Source organism: Pedobacter gandavensis (genome assembly GCF_014172405.1).
In the GTDB taxonomy this organism is placed as follows: Bacteria; Bacteroidota; Bacteroidia; order Sphingobacteriales; family Sphingobacteriaceae; genus Pedobacter; species Pedobacter gandavensis.
The window spans coordinates 204,673-224,966 of the sequence record NZ_WNXC01000007.1 but is presented as its reverse complement, the minus strand read 5'-3'; the positions used below and the strand labels follow the sequence as shown (position 1 = coordinate 224,966).

Annotated in this window: 16 protein-coding genes and 1 tRNA gene; 8 read left to right on the top strand and 9 right to left on the bottom strand. The window is 39.1% G+C overall.

The window, feature by feature from the left end:
* The first annotated feature begins 144 nt into the window (after positions 1 to 144).
* Entirely contained in the window at positions 145 to 1,629 is a 1,485-nt protein-coding gene (locus tag GM920_RS18210; protein ID WP_182960113.1) for an alpha-amylase, read from the top strand.
* Here the strand turns inward: GM920_RS18210 and GM920_RS18205 are convergent.
* Together GM920_RS18205 and GM920_RS18200 are read right to left on the bottom strand one after the other, a co-directional pair.
* Complete coding sequence (locus tag GM920_RS18205; protein ID WP_182960112.1) at positions 1,619 to 2,887, bottom strand: type IX secretion system plug protein; 1,269 nt, start codon at positions 2,885 to 2,887, stop codon at positions 1,619 to 1,621. The two genes, GM920_RS18210 and GM920_RS18205, sit on opposite strands and share 11 nt — an antisense overlap.
* Positions 2,887 to 4,803, bottom strand: coding sequence for an ABC-F family ATP-binding cassette domain-containing protein (locus GM920_RS18200; RefSeq protein ID WP_182960110.1), 1,917 nt, complete (start codon positions 4,801 to 4,803; stop codon positions 2,887 to 2,889). The genes GM920_RS18205 and GM920_RS18200 overlap by 1 nt, the downstream gene beginning before the upstream one ends.
* Positions 4,804 to 5,097: 294 nt before the next feature.
* Here GM920_RS18200 and GM920_RS18195 point away from each other — a divergent pair, with 294 nt between their 5' ends.
* Positions 5,098 to 6,126, top strand: coding sequence for a quinone-dependent dihydroorotate dehydrogenase (locus tag GM920_RS18195; protein ID WP_182960108.1), 1,029 nt, complete (start codon positions 5,098 to 5,100; stop codon positions 6,124 to 6,126).
* A gap of 354 nt (positions 6,127 to 6,480) precedes the next feature.
* On the opposite strand, the gene GM920_RS18190 is transcribed toward GM920_RS18195, so the two are convergent.
* The 3 genes from GM920_RS18190 to GM920_RS18180 form a co-directional block, all read right to left on the bottom strand.
* Positions 6,481 to 6,654 carry a spore protein gene (locus tag GM920_RS18190; protein ID WP_182960106.1) on the bottom strand — a complete coding sequence of 58 codons (174 nt, stop codon included), beginning with the start codon at positions 6,652 to 6,654 and terminating at the stop codon, positions 6,481 to 6,483.
* 37 nt (positions 6,655 to 6,691) lie between these two features.
* Positions 6,692 to 6,762: transfer RNA gene (locus GM920_RS18185), tRNA-Cys, on the bottom strand.
* Positions 6,763 to 6,812: 50 nt separating this feature from the next.
* Entirely contained in the window at positions 6,813 to 7,562 is a 750-nt protein-coding gene (locus GM920_RS18180; protein WP_182960104.1) for a TrmH family RNA methyltransferase, read from the bottom strand.
* Between GM920_RS18180 and tamL the strand changes: the two genes are divergently transcribed.
* Entirely contained in the window at positions 7,553 to 9,961 is a 2,409-nt protein-coding gene (gene tamL / locus GM920_RS18175) for a translocation and assembly module lipoprotein TamL (RefSeq protein ID WP_182960102.1), read from the top strand. The genes GM920_RS18180 and tamL overlap by 10 nt on opposite strands.
* A gap of 3 nt (positions 9,962 to 9,964) precedes the next feature.
* Here tamL and GM920_RS18170 read toward each other — a convergent pair whose 3' ends face one another.
* Positions 9,965 to 10,495 carry a hypothetical protein gene (locus GM920_RS18170; protein WP_182960100.1) on the bottom strand — a complete coding sequence of 177 codons (531 nt, stop codon included), beginning with the start codon at positions 10,493 to 10,495 and terminating at the stop codon, positions 9,965 to 9,967.
* Between the two features lie 78 nt (positions 10,496 to 10,573).
* A complete protein-coding gene (locus GM920_RS18165) occupies positions 10,574 to 11,050 on the bottom strand; it encodes a TspO/MBR family protein (protein ID WP_182960099.1) in 477 nt (158 codons plus the stop codon).
* Positions 11,051 to 11,276: 226 nt separating this feature from the next.
* Here GM920_RS18165 and GM920_RS18160 point away from each other — a divergent pair, with 226 nt between their 5' ends.
* The 4 genes from GM920_RS18160 (at position 11,277) to GM920_RS18145 (ending at position 15,635) form a co-directional block, all read left to right on the top strand.
* Positions 11,277 to 11,957, top strand: coding sequence for an HAD-IA family hydrolase (locus GM920_RS18160; RefSeq protein WP_182960097.1), 681 nt, complete (start codon positions 11,277 to 11,279; stop codon positions 11,955 to 11,957).
* A 70-nt stretch (positions 11,958 to 12,027) separates the two neighbouring features.
* Positions 12,028 to 13,302 carry a DUF5690 family protein gene (locus tag GM920_RS18155; RefSeq protein ID WP_235964576.1) on the top strand — a complete coding sequence of 425 codons (1,275 nt, stop codon included), beginning with the start codon at positions 12,028 to 12,030 and terminating at the stop codon, positions 13,300 to 13,302.
* Between the two features lie 27 nt (positions 13,303 to 13,329).
* Positions 13,330 to 14,493: a TIGR03364 family FAD-dependent oxidoreductase gene (locus GM920_RS18150; RefSeq protein WP_182960093.1), complete on the top strand. Its 1,164-nt coding sequence runs from the start codon at positions 13,330 to 13,332 to the stop codon at positions 14,491 to 14,493.
* Between the two features lie 77 nt (positions 14,494 to 14,570).
* Positions 14,571 to 15,635, top strand: a complete 1,065-nt coding sequence (locus tag GM920_RS18145) for an META domain-containing protein (RefSeq protein ID WP_182960092.1) — start codon at positions 14,571 to 14,573, stop codon at positions 15,633 to 15,635.
* Between the two features lie 91 nt (positions 15,636 to 15,726).
* Here the strand turns inward: GM920_RS18145 and GM920_RS18140 are convergent, their stop codons facing one another.
* Positions 15,727 to 16,707, bottom strand: a complete 981-nt coding sequence (locus GM920_RS18140; RefSeq protein ID WP_182960090.1) for a GlxA family transcriptional regulator — start codon at positions 16,705 to 16,707, stop codon at positions 15,727 to 15,729.
* A gap of 161 nt (positions 16,708 to 16,868) precedes the next feature.
* On the opposite strand from GM920_RS18140, the gene GM920_RS18135 reads away from it, so the two are divergent.
* Positions 16,869 to 17,282, top strand: a complete 414-nt coding sequence (locus GM920_RS18135) for a VOC family protein (protein ID WP_182960088.1) — start codon at positions 16,869 to 16,871, stop codon at positions 17,280 to 17,282.
* 30 nt (positions 17,283 to 17,312) lie between these two features.
* Here the strand turns inward: GM920_RS18135 and GM920_RS18130 are convergent, their stop codons facing one another.
* The gene (locus tag GM920_RS18130; protein WP_235964575.1) at positions 17,313 to 19,691 is read right to left on the bottom strand and encodes an ABC transporter permease; all 2,379 of its coding nucleotides are present in this window, start codon (positions 19,689 to 19,691) and stop codon (positions 17,313 to 17,315) included.
* Between the last annotated feature and the right edge of the window lie 603 nt (positions 19,692 to 20,294).

The following is a 20,294-nucleotide window of genomic DNA, read 5'->3' as shown; positions in this document are numbered from 1 at the left end:
AACATAAATCGTGAGAATTGAATGGAAATGGCACTAGTATCGCGATTTTGTAGGAGAAGAACTAGGGGAGGCCACCATCTTTTTTAGTGGATTGATCACCCCGTTTTCTTAAACAAATGACTGGGAACGATGTTATCCTAACACATGGATAATCAAACCTTAGTACAGTACTTCCACTGGTATTATAATGAAGCCGACAAGTTATGGATAAAAGCAGGGAAGGAGGCAGAAAAGCTTGCTCAAATGGGCATCACAGGAATCTGGTTACCGCCGGCTTATAAAGCCAATTCTGGCGCTTCTTCTGTAGGCTATGATCCTTATGACCTCTATGACCTTGGCGAGTTTGATCATAAGAATACGGTAGCCACCAAATATGGGACAAAGGAAGAATACCGAAATGCTATTGAAATCCTACAGAAAAACGGCATTGAGGTGATTGCAGATATTGTTTTTAACCATAAAGCAGGAGGTGATGAGCTGGAAAAGGTAACCGTAAGAACTGTAAATCCGGAAGATAGAGAGGAGGTTACCTCCGAACCTTTCGAAATTGAAGCCTGGACAAAGTTCAATTTTAAAGGTAGAAATGGTCAATATTCTCAGTTTATCTGGGATAAAGACTGTTTTAGTGGAATAGATTGGGCAGAAGATTTAAAGGAAACAGGGATTTATTCCATCCAGAACATATATGGGGAAGGTTGGGAAGACGTTCCCTCTAAAGAACTTGGTAATTACGATTACCTGATGTATAACGACATTGAGTTTAGAAATCCTGCTGTGCGGGAGGAATTGAAAAGATGGGGTGAATGGTATGTTAACAGCTGCGGAATGAAGGGATTTCGCCTGGATGCGGTCAAACACATTGCGACGGATTTTCTGATTGAATGGCTGGATTATATGAATGAAACGTTCAATACACAGTTTTTTGTAGTCGCAGAAAATTGGAATATTGACAAGGTCGCCGATCTAGAGCAATATATTGAGATCACCAATGGAAGAATGCAATTGTTCGACTCCATACTTCACCAACATCTTTTCCTGGCGGGGGAAGAAAAAGAGCAGTATGATTTGTCCAAAATCTTTGATGGTACCTTGGTACAGTTGCAGCCCATGTACACGGTTACTTTTGTAGATAATCACGATTCTCAACCTTTGCAAGCACTGGAATCTTATGTGGATTTTTGGTTTCGACCATTAGCCTATGCTTTGATTTTATTAAGAGAAGCTGGAATTCCATGTATATTCTACGCTGATTTGTATGGGGCCAGCTACAAAGATGAAGACAAAGAAGAAGATTTAGTGGACGTAAACTTGGTTGCATTAGCCGAATTGTCGGAAATGACTAGGATCCGAACAGATCTTTCTTATGGTCTACAGCGTGATTATCTGGATTTCCCAAATTGTATCGGCTGGACCAGAGCTGGTATCCCTGAAAAAATAAACTCGGGGATAGCGGTGGTCATGAGTAATGGAGCTGAAGGTTATAAAGAAATGGAGATGGGCCTTGAAAACGTTGGGAAAACAATGACTGATGCCCTTGGTCATAGAAAAGAAAGGGTCACAGTAGATGAAAAAGGTTGGGCAGAGTTTTTTTGTAATGCCGAAAGTGTGTCGGTATGGACTATCGTTTAGTCGTGTTTACATTTACAAAACCGATCAGCTCTTCCCAGCGGGAACCTGGCTTGCGGTAATAAACATATACCTGATAGGTGTTTTCCGTTTCAAAGAAAGAACCTTCAAAAACGGTTAGGTCTGTTTTATCGGCTTGCTTGTCCAGCCAAACATATTTATAATCATAAAGCCCCTGCTTTAATTGGATGCTGGTATGAAAGCGTTTAGTTGCAGCATCATAAACAAGCTTGCTCGCTTCATTAGGGATATAATTGTTGAAACGCCCCAATACATAAGCATCACCTGCTGTGTTCGGGACTGCAGAATTTAGCGTAAAGTAAACACGAGCATAGTCACTGTCTGTGTTTGGATCACGGCCTTCTGAATTTCTAATGAAAAAGCTGCCATTTTCATCAAATTGATTCGTAAACTTAGCTGCGTTTCCATTCAGATCAGTAAATAAAATTACTTTATTGATGGTGTCTCTGATGATTTCTTTCACATTTTCCGCTTTATAACGGAAGCTACGCATGTCAAACTTCCTAAACTCATTGCCACCAGGAAAATCATTATTATTTACATCATTATAAACCAATGAACCAGGTCTGATAAATGTTGGTGTCTTATTCCAGGAAGCGGTTTGAGGAATACCATTCTGCATCACCACTGCCTTTAAATCTAAGGTAGGATTCTGAATAGGGTTGCTGTGAGAGATGGTGAAATCAACTTTTTGATGTGTTCTACGTAAGTTTACTTGTGGGCTTGCAGTAATATTTACGCCAATAGTTACCTGTTTATCTACCACATAAAACCGTTGAGAAACTACAGGCTTCTGAGGATTCCCATTTTCATATACTTTCAATAAGTAATTGCCGGAAATCTTAGGTTTAATCTGTTGATTGGGTAAAGTAAGGGAGTAATTGGTATATTGTTGCAAGGTGCCAAAAGAATATTTATACGCCGTAATACGGTCTTCGGACATCCCTTGCAGGTAATCTAAAGGAGAAAGACGGGAAGGTTTCCAGTCGGACGTGCATTGTTCTATGGTGTAAGAATAGATTTTGCTACCCCCATTAAGATTGTCAAAAGAAAAGTATAAAAGTTCATTGGAATTCAGTGCAATGACTGGGAGCGATTGTTCTTTTTGTGTGTTATAACATTGTACCGTCCGGATTTCCGGTAAGTACACTTTGTTATCGTATACAAATTGCTGGTCCTGAGCCACAGCAATTTGTACACTAAATAACAGCACGAAAAAAAATCCGCTTAGTTTTATCATTATCCTTCTAATTCCATAATATCGGAAGCCAGTTCTTCCCATTTATTTTGGGCATTATCCAGCTTATGCTTTGCATCAGTATAGCTCTTATTGACCTCAGCTAGTTTTACTGCATTCGAATATACAGTTTCGTCAGCAATTTGTGCTTCAATAGCTTTCACACTTTCTTCAAATTCAGCGATTTCTGCTTCAATCTTTTTCAATTGCTCGTTCAGCTTTTTAAGTTGCTGTTGCGTATTTGGAGCAGATTTCTCTACTACTGCAGCTTTAGGTTTCACCTCTTTATCAGGTCTAACTGGAATGCTTGATGGCGGAGAAGGAACTCTTTTTGAATTCCACTCTTCGTATTCTGCATAAGTACCTGGGTATTCTTTAATATCTTGATCTTCGATAAACCAGATCTTATTCGCTACGTTATCTAAGAAATACCTATCGTGAGATACCGCAATAAAAGTACCTTCATATTGTGTTAAAGCTTGAATCAGAATATTCACTGATTGAATGTCCAAGTGATTCGTAGGCTCATCCAGAATCAGGAAGTTAGAATCTGTAGTTAAAGATTTAGCCAATGCTACCCTGGATTTTTCTCCTCCGGATAACACACGGATTTTCTTGAATACATCATCACCAGTGAAAAGGAAACAGCCTAAAATTCCACGTAGTTCTGTATCAGTATGCTTAGGAGCGAATGCCTGAAGCTCTTCCAGGATTGTATTGTCCAGGTGTAAAGATTCTAACTGATGCTGCGCAAAGAAAGTAGTCGTTACATTATGACCAATTTCACACTTACCATCAAATTCTTCTGCACCAGCAATGATACGTAGCAAGGTAGATTTACCTTTACCATTGGCACCGATTAATGCGATTTTATCACCTTTCTCAATCAAGCCATCCGCATTGTTTAAGATATCGATGTTTGGATAGCTTTTGTAAGCTTCCTCAATACGGATTACGTGACGGCCAGAAGGTTTAGAGAACTTGAACTGGAAGTTTACGGTTGGATTGTCATCATCAACATCTTCCACACGCTCCATTTTATCCAGGGCTTTCATCCTCGACTGTGCCATTTTCGCTTTAGAAGCTTTGGCACGGAAACGCTCGATTAAACGCTCTTCCTGCTTGATTTTTGCCTGTTGATTTTTAAATTCTCCCTTTTGGATCTCTCCGCGAAGGGATTTTTCTTCCAAATAGAAAGTATAGTTACCAGCATAAGGAGTTAATTTTCCTTTGCGGGATTCCACAATACGGTTTACTACTTTATCTAAGAAATACCTATCGTGAGAAACGATCACAATGGCACCTTCAAAGCTCAATAAATAAGTCTCTAACCATTTGATGGACGGTAAATCCATGTGGTTGGTAGGCTCATCCAGTAAAAGGATGTCTGGAGTTTGCAAAAGAATCTTTGCCAGCATCACCCTCATTCTCCATCCTCCGGAGAAGGTATTCAATGGTCTGTGTTGATCTTCAGTGCTGAAACCAAGACCTGCAAGGATCTCATTTGCTCTGTATTCTATGCTATAACCATCTAAAGCTTCAAACTCCTGTTGCTTATCGCTCAGTTTGTTCAATACTTCTTCAGAGTAGTCTGTTTCTATCTTTTTTAAGAGTTCTTCGATTTCGTCATGTAATTGATTTTGGCGCTCAAAGGCCTCCATCGCTACGTGTAAAATGCTATGGTGTGAATCGTAAGAAAGTAAATCCTGGTTCAGGTAGCCTATTTTCAGGTCTTTCGACATGGAAATACTGCCTGAAGAAGGGCCATACTCACCAACTATTATTTTTAGAAGTGTAGATTTACCGGTTCCGTTGGCTCCGATTAATCCAATTCTTTCGCCTGGTTTAATGTGCCAGTTTGCCTCGTCGTATAAAGCTCTGGAGCCTATCAGGAATGTTAAGTCGTTTATTGAAATCATTTGCCTGCAAAAATACGATTTTGTTTGCTTTCAATTTGCATATAATGTGCGGGTATTGTAATTTATTTTTGGTAGATACCAGAGGGTAAATGCGTGTTCTGAGGGTATTTACGCGTTTTTGGGAATGGGATTGTAAAATGGTCAGTTTTGAGTGTAATGAATTTTATAGGTATTGTTACTGCATTGTTAACATTACTATGTATTTTTGCGTTTTTGGGAGGGAAGATATTGTATCTCAGGATACCATAGTCTGAAGCCCTTTGTCCTATATCAAAACGTTTCTATATTCGTTACATGTACCGTCTAATTAAGCCTTTATTCTTCCAGTTTGAACCAGAAAAAGTACACCATTTCGTGGTGAAACAATTAAAATGGTTCAATGATCACTTCCCAATGGGGAAAACAATTTTACGCAGCAGCTTTGATGTCAATATCAAAGGACTGGAACGCGAAGTCTTTGGAATTAAGTTTAGAAATCCTGTTGGACTTGCTGCCGGCTTTGATAAGAACGGAGAATATGTAGAAGCATTGAGTAATCTCGGTTTCGGTTTCATAGAAGTGGGTACTGTAACTCCCTTGCCTCAGCCTGGAAATGAAGAGCCTCGTATGTTCCGTTTACAGGAAGATTCTGCGATCATCAACCGCATGGGCTTCAATAATAAAGGGGTGGATACGCTAGCAGAGCGTTTAAGACTATTGAAAGCTAAAGATAAGAGCATCGTGATTGGCGGTAATATTGGCAAGAATAAGAATACACCAAATGAAGATGCGGTAAGTGATTATATCAAATGTTTCGATCGTCTATTTGATGTGGTGGATTACTTTGTCGTCAATGTAAGTTCTCCAAATACTCCTGGATTAAGAGAGCTGCAGGAGAAAGCACCACTTATGAATTTGTTAAACACATTACAACAAAGAAACCTAACGCATCAGGTAAGTAGGCCAATCTTGTTAAAGATTGCTCCTGATCTTACCAATGAGCAATTGGATGATATTGTGGAGATCGTTTTAGAAACGGGTATCGCTGGTGTTATTGCAACCAATACGACCATAGACAAAAGCGGATTGAATAGTCCGGCAACATTGACTGGCGAAGCAGGAGGATTGAGCGGAAAACCATTGACCACACGTTCAACAGAAGTAATTAGGTATATCTCTACGAAATCAAATAAAGCATTCCCTATTATTGGTGTCGGAGGAATTCACTCTCCTCAGGATGCTAAAGATAAGTTAGCAGCTGGTGCTTCATTAGTACAGCTTTATACCGGCTTCATTTATGAAGGTCCGGGCATAGTGAAAAGAATATGTAAAGAACTCGTTTAAACGCGTTATCCAGGCTTTAAAAGAAGTCTGTAAAATAAAAAACCAGCAATGAGCTTTTCATTGCTGGTTTTTTTATGCCTATACCTTATAAACCCTGTATTTTATAAGCCCGATATTAAAGGAATGTCGTTATTAAGGCGGGTTGTATTTAAGGAATCTGCAAGGTAAGGCCTTTAGGAAGTAATTCTTGAATCTGTGAGAAGGCCTAAGGAAGCTTTGCCTTCTTCCGGGCAAAGTATTCCAGCCTTCGATAGATTTAAGGATTGTGGACAACAGCGGGGCTAAAAAATCAAAGCACAAAAAAAAGACCTTAGGAATATCCTAAAGTCTTTTTTTATTTCTTGGAAGAGTAAATTATGCTCTTGTAAGTGCGTCTAGAACAGCATTGTTTTTAGCCAATTGATCTGTAGTAGACTGTTTAGAACGGCTACCTAATTCAATGTTAGTAGCTAATTTTAAGTTTTTCACATCTAATTTAGCGAAAGTCTTATTTCTTCTGTCTTTTCTTTTTAATCTAGTAACTGCCATGGTGTAACCCTTTATTTTTTTATTTATTGTAAATCTGAGGTCGAGAGCGGATTCGAACCGCTGTAGGAGGTTTTGCAGACCTCTGCCTAGCCACTCGGCCACTCGACCTTTCTAAAAATTTAGAATGCAAAAGTAGCAATTAAATATTAGTATGCAATTTATTTTTGAAAATTTCTGCTGATATCTGCGCATAGTATTGCAGCACAAACAGCTACGTTTAAAGATTCTGCTCCGCCAATCCTGGGAATGGTGACAGGTACGGTGATTAAATCCATGATTTCTGGTGAAATTCCTTGTCCTTCGTTTCCTAAAATGACCAATCCTTCGGTTCCCCAATCTACATCATACATGCTTTTCCCATTTAATACTGCTCCAAATACCGGAACAGGAGGGACTGAAAGTAATGGCGCCAGGTCTTGATAGTAAATTTCCATCCTACTTAAAGAGCCCATTGTGGCTTGTACAGTCTTCGGGTTATAAACTTCTACTGTATTTAGTGAGCAAATGATCTGCTTAAAGCCAAACCAATCTGCCGTGCGGATGATTGTTCCCAGATTTCCCGGATCTTGTATCCCATCAAGAACTAAAGAAAAGTTGTTTTTGAGCTGTTTTGTATCCAGTATTGGGTTTTTAGGCAAATGAACCAAGGCTAAGATCCCTTGTGGCGTTTGTAAAGTACTAATCTTATCCAGTTCCGTGCTGTTTACTTCAAATAACTTTATATTTGCGGGTAATTCAGGGAGTAGAGACTGATATTGAGCCAGATAATAGATGCTGTGAACCTGGTAAGAAGATTGAATAAATTCTGCAATAGATTTTATACCTTCAATAATAAATATCCCATTTTCTTTACGGTACTTTTTTTGATGTAACGATTTTATAAAACCTATTTGAGATTTTGAAAGCATACTATAATTATAAGAAGAATGTCGAGTTTCTTGCAATATTACTACTTATTATTGTTTTTGTGGCAGGATGTTCTTCAACAAAATACATCGAACCCTACCAATCTATTGTTAAGAAAGTAAAAATCGACAGCATAAATAAAGCTTTTGAAGAGGAGGCTTATAACTATATACAAAAGGATATTCGCCCTACTTCTAAGTTAGGAATCAATGTGTTGCTTTATAATATGTTCAATACCAAGGATGGCCGATATAAGACAAGTAATATCAAACCTTTGGGAAGCCCGCCGCCAATTCTGGATAGTGCAATAGTAGATATTTCCCGAAATCAAATTGAAAAATACCTGATCAGTAAAGGTTTTTTCAATGCCAAGGTAAAGTCGGATATCAAGGTAAAGGACCAGAAAGCGGAGGTTACTTTTGTGGCAAATGCAGGGCCTGAGTTTAAAATTTCAAAATTTACTTATCAGATTCCAGACTCGGCTGTGAAGCAACTTTACCTTTCCCGGAGGGATATGTTTACCCACATTAAAGATGGAATGCGCTTTGATGATGATTCATTGTCTTTTGAAAGAGATAAGATTTATCAGCTCATGAAAGAGAATGGTTATTTTGATTTTGCCAAGCCTTATGTACGGTTTGTTGTCGATTCAAACAGCCATGATAGCAAGGCAAAAGTGACGCTATTGATCGATAATCCACTGGATAAAGCTAAACATGAAAAGTATAAGATAGGGGAGATAAATATTGTGATTGCCCCAAATTCTGATGGTTATCCAGATTCTGTAGTCCTAAATAAACGGATATTTAACGGCATTAGATATACCGATCTTTCCAAGAAGTTCAGAAGAAACCCGATTGTGCGGTACAATTTTCTCCGCGAAGGGGAAAAGTATGATGTCAGAAATGAGAATGTTACTTTCGATAGGTTGTATGAGCTGAATACTTTTAAAAATGTTAAAATAGACTATCAAAAAGCCAAAGACAGCTCATTGAGGGTAAACCCATTTGTTCAGCTGATCCCTCAGAAGATCATGAGTAATAGGGTGGAAGGAGAGGTGCCTTTTAATGGAGGAACCGTTGGTTTTAACTTGAGTAATACCTATACTAATAACAATTTGTTTAGAGGTACAGAGCGTTTCGAATTTCAAATTAAAGGTGGATTGCAATCCAGAGTGGGGCAGGGAGGCTCTATTTTTAGTGACATTTACCAGCGTGATTTTTCGGTAAGTTCGAGTCTTACTGTTCCGCGTTTGATGATGCCTTTCTTCTCCAAATACGTTACAGGGAAGGGTGGAATGCCACATACCATCTTTTCTACCAGTTATGTATTTGCTTTACAAAAGGATTTCTTCACGAGAAGGGTGTTCTTAAATTCCCTGACGTATGAATTTATAGAGACAAAATCTAAAGTTCATTCGGTTACCCCATTAAACTTTGAGTATAGATATGGTGATATACTTTTCAATGAGAATGATACTGCACAATACATTAAGGATCTGGTTACTAATAATGCGTATACCCTCACATTACTGAAGAGAAAGAGCATAACTTTAGGTATTAAATATGCTTACTCGCTGAATGCAGATAAATTGCTGACGGGTAATGATTTTATTTATTTCCGTGGCAATATTGACCTCGCAGGAAATATGCTTCAGGCCATAACCAGTATTACAGGGTCCAAAACTAATCCCGCTAAAGGAGATTTTGGCAAGATTTTGAATGTTCCCTTTAACCAATATGTACGTCCTGAGGTTGATGTCAGGTGGTACAAAGGGCTTGGACTTGATAAGCAATTCGTAGCCAGGTTAAACCTTGGCGTTGGTTATGCCTATGGCAATTCAAGAGATATGCCATTTGAGAAATTATTCTTTGCCGGGGGTTCTTCAGGAATTAGAGCATGGCAGGCAAGAACCCTTGGACCTGGTGGCTATAATCGGGGCGATGCCATTACAACGGAAGAAGCACGTAGAACACTCTATGGTTTGGATCAACTTGGTGACATGCACATGGAAGCAAACCTAGAGTATCGTTTCAAATTGGTCAACAAGTTCTTCGGTGGTAAATTAAAGGGAGCTATGTTTGTCGATATGGGGAATGTATGGAACATTTCTAACAATGCAGCAGATAGCACCCAGCTGACTGTTTTTAAGCTAAAAAATCTAGCTAAACAGATTGCAATAGGTACAGGTATGGGATTCCGTTACGATGTACAGTATTTTGTGTTCCGTTTTGACGTAGGTCTTAAGCTTAAAGATCCGCAATTTACAGGCTCAGATCAATGGGTAATCAGTAAGTTTTTAAGCGGCGGTAAGGCTTTTAGGGAAGCCTATGACGCGCGTAATAAACCAGACCGATACCGTTTCGTACAGTACAATTTTGGTATCGGAATGCCTTTCTAAAGGCTAAAACATTTTCTTTAACCCGTCAAAAATAGTCTCAAAGAAAGTCGCGGCACTAAGGCCATTGCTATGGTTGAAATAAAAGAAAACCAGCAATAGAATCACCGCTATGATGATGAATTTCCGGAAAGCAAAGGCAAGAAATACCAGGATTAAGGGGAATAAAACCAACCATAAACTGCTGATTGTATAAGGATTTAAAGTGCCGTCTTTTTTATATACGTACAGTAATTTACTGTGTGTACCTTTATCATTTTGATGTTTTAGGTACACAAAAGCAGACCTTTCCAATTGCAAGGGCAACACAGCGACACCATCATTAAAGGTAATCGGTTGTGTAAAACCACTCACTGTAAAAGTATATACCCCATTGATTTTCTCTATTGGATTATCCAGAGAATCTGCCGCAATAATGGCCAGTTTGCTGTTTTTCAATAAGCTTTCTTTTACGATAAAATTATTGATGTCTGCATGTTGTGCGAAGACAGCAGTACAGGCCATAAGTAGCAAGAGCACTAAGGATATTCTTTTCATTACGCTAAAAATCATTGATGATATTAATTCTTTCAAATGTAGTAAAAGCGGATATGTTTTTATAGCTCCGCTCATAATTTAACCATTCAGTGAGAAAATGCTGTAAGTAAGTACGGTTGCAAAACATACCCATAGAAAATAAGGAATGAATAGTAAGCCCGCAGTCTTGTCAACTTTGTAAAACATGGTGGCATTAATGACAATAACAATCAGTAGGAAGACAATTTCAAATAAAGCAGCACCTAAAGATTTCGCGTAAAAAAACAGAAATGACCACATCAGGTTTAAGACCAATTGAATCGCATACACGGCTACCGTACGTGGAAAATGCGCAATCTGTGCTCTCTTTTGCCATACTAAATAGGCAGAAATTCCCATTAGAATGAAGATACAGGTCCATACCGGTGGGAAAATTGAATCTGGTGGGTTGAAAGCAGGTTTAGCCAGGGTAGGGTACCATGTTTTTACGGAAGTTAGGGTAAGCACACTTCCCAAGGCACCGACTGCCAAAGGAATCGCCAGGTTAATCACAAAGGCAATAGGATTAAATTTCATCGTTTTATGTTTTGAATATTAATGGCCATAATCAGGGCTTTTTACCCTAAATATGATGGTTTTTATCAGTGTGAACAAGCACAAGCATAAAAGCTTAGGATATTGTTGTTTAAATGACCTGAGTTCTGTTGACGAAGATAAATGAAATATAACAATTACTTAACCTAAACTTTGTTTAGTATTAATGAACAAAGTTTAGTATTGCAGAACATATAAATGTACAAAGATGTCTGTAAAATTAGTAGTATTCGACATGGCAGGGACCACCGTAAGCGACAAGAATTACGTCGGACTAGCCTTTCAACAAGCTATGAAAGCTCATGGTTATGAGGTTAGCATAGAAGAGATCAACCCAATGATGGGCTATGAAAAGCCTTTAGCAATCAAAATGATGCTGGAAAAACAGGGTAATGGACTCGAAGAAATCACGGAAACGTTGATATCCACTATTCACGATGATTTCGTCGCCGCTATGGTTCATTTTTACCAAACTTCCTCCGCAGTAGTTCCGCTTCCAAATGTGGAAGCTACTTTTTTGCAATTGAAAGAAAAAGGAATTAAGATTGGTTTAGATACTGGTTTTTCAAGAAAGATCGCTGAAATTATTGTTGATAGATTGAACTGGTCTGGACTGATTGATATTCTGGTTGCAAGTGACGATGTGCCACGTGGCAGACCTTTTCCTGATATGATCCGTAAGATGATGGAAGAATTGGGTATCCACGATGCTCAGGAAGTTGTCAAAGTTGGAGATACCGAAGTAGATATAAACGAAGGCTTGAATACCGGCTGTTTATACAGTATCGGCATTACCACCGGTGCATTTACGCGTGAAGAACTGTTGAAGTATCAGCCGAGCCATGTGATCGATGATATCTCTGAAGTATTGACGATCATCAACCAGTAAAGTCCCGATGAACCTGTTCATATACTGCCGCAACAAGGTTGCCGGTTGGTCATACCTGTATATTTCGATAATGGCAGGTTTAGCGGCTTTTGGCTGTTACACGAGTATGTATGCTTTTAGAAAAGCATTTACAGCAGGTACTTTTGATGGGCATGAATATTTGGGGGTTGATTATAAAGTATGGCTGGTAATTGCCCAGGTGATGGGCTATACATTTAGTAAGTTTTATGGCATTCGGTTCATCTCGGAGTCTTCCGGAAAAAACAGAGGAAAGAGCATCATCAAGCTGATTGGTATTTCCTGGGCTGCATTATTGGGCTTCGCAGTAGTTCCTGCACCATGGAATATTGCCTTTCTTTTTATCAATGGCTTTCCTCTAGGAATGATCTGGGGCTTGGTTTTTAGCTATCTGGAAGGACGGAGAAATACCGAATTTATGGGCGCAGTGATGTCGGTCAGTCTCATTTTTGCCTCTGGGTTTATTAAAACGGTGGCCAGGACAGTCATGGATTTGCTACCGGTTAATGAATATTGGATGCCTTTTTGCACGGGCTTATTGTTTGTGATTCCCATGCTTTTGTTTGTCGCATTGCTGGAAATGGTGCCCCCGCCAACAGCAGAAGACCAGCGGCTAAGGACCAAACGTTTGCCAATGAACGGCAGTCAAAGGAAGAAATTCCTGTTGAATTTTCTTCCAGGGGTAATTCTAACCATTGTCATTTATGTGGTGCTTACGGTGATCCGTGATCTTAGAGATAATTTTGAAGTAGAGATCTGGCATGACCTCGGTGTTACCGATAACCATATCTATGCGAAAATTGATGGCTTTATCGCATTGGTTGTCTTAACCATGGTTGGCTTCCTGATCCTGGTCAGGAATAACCTAAAAGCCTTTGTGATTATTCACTGGATGATTATCGGTGGATGTGCCTTAACAGGAATGGCAACTTTATTGTTTGATGCACATTATATCAGTCCGATTACCTGGATGTGTATGGTAGGAATGGGGCTTTACATGGCTTATATCCCCTACAATGCCATCTTTTTTGAGCGAATGATTGCCACTTTTCATTACAAGAGCAATATTGGCTTTATCATGTATGTTTCCGATGCAATCGGATATCTGGGAAGTGTGAGCATTTTACTCTTCAAGGAATTTGGGTTTGCAGACATCAGTTGGGGCAACTTCTTCCGACAAAGTGCTGTTGTTGCGGCAGTTGTAGGGGTAAGTTGTAGCATGGTTTCTCTGCTCTATTTCCATCAGAAAAGTTTAAAGAATAAGAAAAAAGAAAGTAATATTACGCTCCCTGCATTGGCATTAGATGTAGAGGGAGGTACAAAATAGAATTTTTGACCCATAAAAATATTTGAAATGAATACAAAGCATTATGACCTGATTGTAATTGGTGGTGGGATTTTAGGAACCTTCCACGCCTACCATGCTTTAAAGCTGGGTAAAAAGGTTTTGCAATTGGAAAAGGATAATTATCCGGTAGGTGCAACGGTACGTAACTTCGGGCAGGTGGTCCCTTCAGGAATGTCCGGTGTCTGGTTTGACTATGGGGTTCGCGGATTAGAAATTTATCAGGAAATTCAACAGCAGTTTGACATTTCGGTACGTAATAATGGAAGTGTTTACATTGCTTCTGATGCGGAAGAACAAAATTTGATTCATGAACTGAAAGCACATTACGATACTTTAGGTTATGGCCAGGAGCTTTTAGGAAAAGAAGCGATTTTAGCTAAATATCCTGCAATCAGGGAGAGCTATGCTAAAGAAGCACTGTTTTTTAAACAGGAGATTAGCGTCGAGCCTGCCTTGATGATTTACCGCCTACAGGAGTTTATGCAGTCGAAATTTGAAGGGTATACCTTGCTAAGTAACTCCCCTGTCATAGATTGCAGTCCAACTGGAACCGGTGTGGAGGTTCGGGTAACCGGCAACCGTACTTATCAGGCAGATAAAGCGATACTTTGTAATGGCTATGAGTTTAAACTATTGTTTCCTGAATTGTTCGCGCAAAGCGGACAGGTGATCAGTAAACTTCAAATGATGCGTACAGTACCTATGCCGAAAGTACCATTAGCCGGAAATATATTAACTGGATTGACCATCAGAAGATATGAAAGTTTTGAAGAATATTGTCCTTCATTTAAAAACCTGAGTAGTCCTGATCATTATAAAGAATTGCAGGAATGGGGAATTCATTTGCTGTTTAAGAAGGCGGTAGATGGTAGTTTTATCATCGGTGATTCTCATGAATATGCGGATGTTGCTCATTTTGATGACCTTGGATTCCAAGTGAAACAACATATCAATGAGTTGATGTTGAAAGAAGGAGAGCGTATTGTGAATTTCAACCTTCGTGATATGGGAACTACCTGGGCAGGATTTTATCCGCAACATCCTACAGAACGTATTTTGGAATATAATATTGAAGATTGTATTCATATTCGTACCTGTATCGGTGGTAAAGGGATGACCGCCAGCGCTGGGTATACCGAAGCGAGTTTGAAAGGGATCTTGGGAGTTTAATTTTGGTGTGAGAATTGTAGTTACCCGAGGGTGTCGAAATTAGACACAGGTAAAATATCAATTTTAATACACGCAAAATGCTAAGAAGTATCATTACAAAAAAAGGAATTCTGTCACTACTCATCGTTTTTGGTAGTGTGGCCAGCGCAATGGCTGCGGATGTGATCAGGTTGATGGTGAAGGAAGACCGTGCCTCCTGTACAGGAGTTGCGCCAATGAATTGTTTACAGGTAAAATACGAAAACAGTAAGAACTGGGAACTTTTCTATAGCGAAATTGAAGGGTTTAAACACCAGGAAGGTTATCGTTATACGCTTTCAGTAATCAGGACAAAAAGAAAAAATGTCCCTGCTGATGCGTCTGCTTATACCTACAAATTGAAAAAAGTAATCAAGAAAGAAAAGATTTCGACGAAGCCAACCAATACTAAAGATCTATTAGCTGCAATTGCGCAGCAGAAATGGACGCTGACCAGAATCAATGGCCAGACAGTAAATAGCGATCGGGTTTTTATTACGCTGGATGAAAAAGGGAATAAGTTTAATGGATCCGGAGGCTGTAACAGCATTTTTGGAAGCTTTACTTTCAATGCAAAAAGCCAAAGTCTGACCATTGGAAATGTTGCTTCAACAATGATGGCTTGCGCAGATGAAAAAGTGAATAAACTAGAGTCTGAGTTTACAAAGGAGATCGGGAATCAGACGTTTAGAGTGGAAACAAGCGGAACTACATTGACTTTTTATAAAGGAAAGAATAAAGCTTTAGAATTTAGAACAGCAGCGAATAATACCAATGACATCTGGAATTATATTGGTAAAAACCGATGGAAATTGATTCAGATGGAAGGCGTAACGCAACAGAATTCACCAATAACGATTTCTTTTAATCTTAAAGATCACCGTTTTAGTGGTAACTCTGGTTGCAATAATTACTTCGGTACCTATGATGCAGGAAGTACGACCATTGCTTTTGGAGCAGCAGCAAGTACCCGTCGTGCTTGTATGGATAAGACCTTGAATGAATTGGAACGTAAATTCCTGAACATTTTAGGTAGCAAAAACTTTAAGTTTGATGTGGCCGACCAGACTTTGAATCTATATCAGAATGACCGTTTGGTGCTGATGTTTGGAGTCACTAAATAATGCATTTTTATAATCCGATGAGGTAATTAAATCATTTTCGGAAACAAAAAACGGGATAGCTTAAGCTATCCCGTTTTTTGTTTCCGCTGTTTTATGCTGTAACCGATTGTTTGTTGTATTTATTTCGGTACTCTATGGGTGTTAAGCCTGTAATCTTCTTAAAAACATCCCGAAAGGCTTTCGTATCCGTATAACCAACATCGTACATCACCTCGGTGATATTCTTCCTGCTGCTCTCAAAACTTCTTTTAGCAGCTTCAATTTTCACTCTTTGAATGTATTCTACCACGGTATTGTTCGTAGCCTTTCTAAATCTTCTTTCAAAACTTCTTCTGCCAAGCGCTGACAATTGAGCGAGCCCGTCCACAGTGATTTTATCCTGGTAATTACTTTCAATAAAATCCTGAGCTTTCTTGATCTCCAGATCCTGATGGTCCTTTTGTCCCTGGAACATCATAAATGCCGCCTGACTTTCTCTGTCGATATCTATGGCAAAAAATTTAGAGGCAAGGATGGCGGTATCCCTATCGGTGTATTTCTCCACCAGATATAAAAGCAGGTTCCAGTAAGAATTTGCGCCGCCACTAGAGTATAACCGCTGCTCTTCAGTAATGATGCTGCCGTCTACCAATTCTACATCTGGAAACATTTCACGAAAGGCTGTGGCATGTAACCAATGCGTAGAACATTGTTTTCCTTTGAGGAGCCCTGTGGAAGCCAGTAAAAACGCGCCAATACATAAAGAAGCAACTTCCGCTCCTTTGTGATAATGATCCACAATCCATGGTAAAAAGTCTTTGTTTAAAGCCAATGAAGACTTTAATGAACCACTCAATGCAGGAATAAAAATGAGATCTGTCTGTTTTACTTCTGCCAAAATCCGATCAGGATGCACAGAAAATAAACTATTGTTCAGCTTGACTTCTTTCGTTAAACCGACCAGTTGAATCTGAAATAAAGCTGGCTTTCCTGATGATTCAAGGAATTCATTGACCATTCTGAACAAGTAACCAGGATCAGCAATGGATTCTATAACTGCAGTTTCAGGAACTAAAATTGAAATGTGTTTCATCGATCGATTTGGTTGATATCAAGGTAAGGATTCCTAATCAAATATATTAGGTTTTGTTGTCGCATACAACCCCTGTAATTGTCGTTTTTACACAAGATAAATATAGCAGATGCTCCCTAAATTTGAGGGTAATCTCTATAATTAGGACCAATTAAATAATCATGATCACAATTAGCCCTTACTTCACATTCAGTGGGAATTGTCGCGAAGCAATGACCTTTTATCAAGATTGTTTCGGCGGAGTGCTTAATTTTCAGTGTGTCGCTGATGCTCCATTGTCTGATGAGCTTCCTCAACCTATGAAAGATTGTATTTTACAAGCGAGCTTAGTAAAGGATAACCTGGTCTTAATGGCGACTGATATGGTGGCTGAAGAAGGTTTAACCCATGGGAATTCGATCTCCATGATGGTCAGTTTTAGTAACGAGGATGCCATTAGGCAATGTTACCAGAAACTTTCCGCGGGAGGGCAGCGTAGCCGTCCTTTGGAATTGAGTTTCTGGGGTGGTTTATTTGGTTGTGTAAAAGATAAATATGGAAACGACTGGTTGTTGAGTCTTCCACAAGCTCAGTAAGCTCAGTTTTTTTAGTTCATTTTACTCAGGTTATTCATACTTTAAAGCATCAACAGCATTTGCTTTCGCTACTTTGAAGGTCTGCATACTTACGGTTAATATGGATATGATTAACGAAATGATCGCTGCAATGAAGAAAGGCCAGATCGAGATCTCAATTTTATAATCATATTTAGTCAGCCAGTTTTTAGCAATAATATAGGCGAGCGGAAAAGCAATCATATTTGAAATGATCACCAGTTTCATGAAATCCTTGTTTAAAAGGAATAGGATATTCCGGAGGTCAGCACCCAATACTTTTCTGATGCTGATTTCTTTACTCCTTTGCTCAGCCATGTATAAGGCTAAACCTAAGAGCCCCAGACAGGAGATGAAAATGGCAAAACCACCAAATATATTAGACAATACGCTTAGCAGCTGTTCACTTTTCAATTGGTTTTCCATTCCTTGACTAGAGAATTTTAGATGCATAGGAAATGCAGGATTCATTTGATTACCGAGCTTATTGATTAATCCTACAGATTCATTCAGCGGTAATGCTGGATTCAAATGAAGCAACAATACTTTGCTCTTTGCTACATTATAATAGAACATCGTTGGTCTTGCTTTAGAGCCAATAGATTCATTATAGTAATCTTTCACCACGCCAACAATGGTAAGCGGAGGGTTGTCACCCCAGGTAATTTGCGTTCCAACTGGATTTTTAAGTCCCATCGTTTGAACTGCAGTTTCATTGAGGAGTACTGAAGTAGCTGTATCCGACACGAACTTCGGACTGAAATCTCTGCCGGCAATTAGCTTGGCGCCTACAGTGTTCGTAAAATCGTATCCTGTACTTCTATAATCAATGACCGAATTGTCGTTTGCAGCTTTCCCTGGCCAGCCGATATTGCCTGTGATCGTGCCGTTTTCTGTAAAGGTATTGGCAAATTCGGTTGCAGAAACAATTGCGCCGGATTTTTTAAGTTCGTCTTTAAAACGCTGTAAAACCTCGGGTTTTGTCCATTCTCCTTCAAGATCCAGTTGCGTAAGGTTATTGCTGTCAAATCCCAATGGCTTATTTTTCATGAATTGAATTTGAGTATAGATCACAATAGCGCAAATGATCATGCAAACAGATAAGCTAAATTGTACAATCACCAGAATTTTGCGAATGGACAAGGAGTTTGCGCCATTTCCTTTAAAGCCCTTTAGTACTTTGATCGGATTGAAGGAAGATAAATAGAAAGCAGGGTAGCTGCCAGCCAATAAGCCGGTAAATAAGGCCAAGGCAATTAATGTAGTCCAGAATAGGTAAGAATAGTAATCAATTTGAACCTGAATGTCCAGTAAGTTGTTAAAATAAGGTAAGCTCAGCTCCAGCAAGACAAAAGCAAGTAACAGGGCTAGAAAGGACAATAATAGGGATTCTAAGATAAATTGGCCCATGATGTTGAATCGGCTGGAACCCATAGCCTTTCTGATCCCAACTTCCCTTGCGCGTTTCTCAGAACGTGCAGTGGAAAGGTTCATATAATTGATGCTCGCAATGAGTAATACACAAAAAGCGAGGAACAGAAAGAGCTTCACCTGGTCAATTTTGCCACCTACAGATTTTCCATTTTCAAAGTCATTGTAAAGATGGGACTTCGCATAAGGGAATAGAAAAGCTTCCAGGTCTGTATCTTTGTCATGGTTCGCAATCAGCTTTCTCATGGCAGCATCTGCTGCTGCAAAATTTTGAGGGTCCTTAAGTTTGATGAATGAGATACAAGTAATGGCGCCCCAATGGCCTTCTTTTTCCTCAGGATTCTCCTGCTCAAATAGTGCCCAGCTTTGAAGTGCATCAAATTGAAAACTTTGGTTCTTTGGAAGGTCCTCAATAACTGCAGCAACCTTTAAAAATTTACGGTTATCCCATTTTACCGGTTGTCCTAGAGGATTCTCATTTCCAAATAAGCGTTTAGCAGTGCTTGCGGTGATTAAGATAGAATTGGGGTCGCTGAGTGCCTGATTCACATCTCCATAAATGTATTTATAATCGAAGATCTTCAATAAAGATGGGTCAACAAAGAGACTGTTGAGCTTAAATTTATTTTCCTTGTTACTGAACAATTTATCCCGTGTGCCCATGGCAACTCTGGCTGCTTGTTCTACTCCTGGTACGGTTTGTATCGATGTTTCGGCCAGTTTGTTTGGGCTGGCATTGGTTGTAATCAGCTTTTCGTTGATTTTTAAATTTATCTTCGTGATGTAAATCCGATCAATATCTTTCAGCTGCTTGTCATAACTCCATTCGTAGTTTACATAAAGCAATAGCATCAGGCAGCAAGACAAACCAATTGCTAATCCACCTACATTGATCAGGGTAAAACCTTTGTTTTTCCAGAGATTTCTTAATGCGATTTTTAAGTTTGTCTTGAACATCATGCAATTTTATTTTTCTGGGATAGACCAATAGCATGCCATTTTTATTTATGGGTTAAAAACCTTGTTTTTGGTCGTTTTGACGGTTTTTGTGTTCGTTAACGAACAGTGTGGTTGTGCGTAATCGCACAGCGCTTTAGCAATAGATTGCTAAAAACAGAAGCTGAATTTTTGGTTTATTTGGAATCAAAGGGCTACGAATCCAAAACATATCTTAAAATTTAAAAGAAATTTATGCTCAATATGACGTAAAATCTAGCCTAAAGACTTTAGTAGCTATATGGTGCTACTATTAAATAAAAATACAGTACTTTAGGTGGAAACTCATCGGAAGGTGGGGTGCTTTAGCTTCCACCTATGGGTGCTATTTGTCTATATGGAGCTCAAGTAGCTCTTGATAGGCAGCAGCTTATAATCAATTCCAAGATTGCATGGGTAATCCACCAACAGCAAGTTAAAAATCTAAAATAAACAGCATGGCAGATAAATATTTTTTATTAGTGGCATTTTTAATTGGGTTTTCTTTTTTTTTCTTTAGGTATTCATTTTATCTAACGAAGGGAAAACAAGCAATTAAAAAGTATGTAATTGCATTAAGTATTGTAG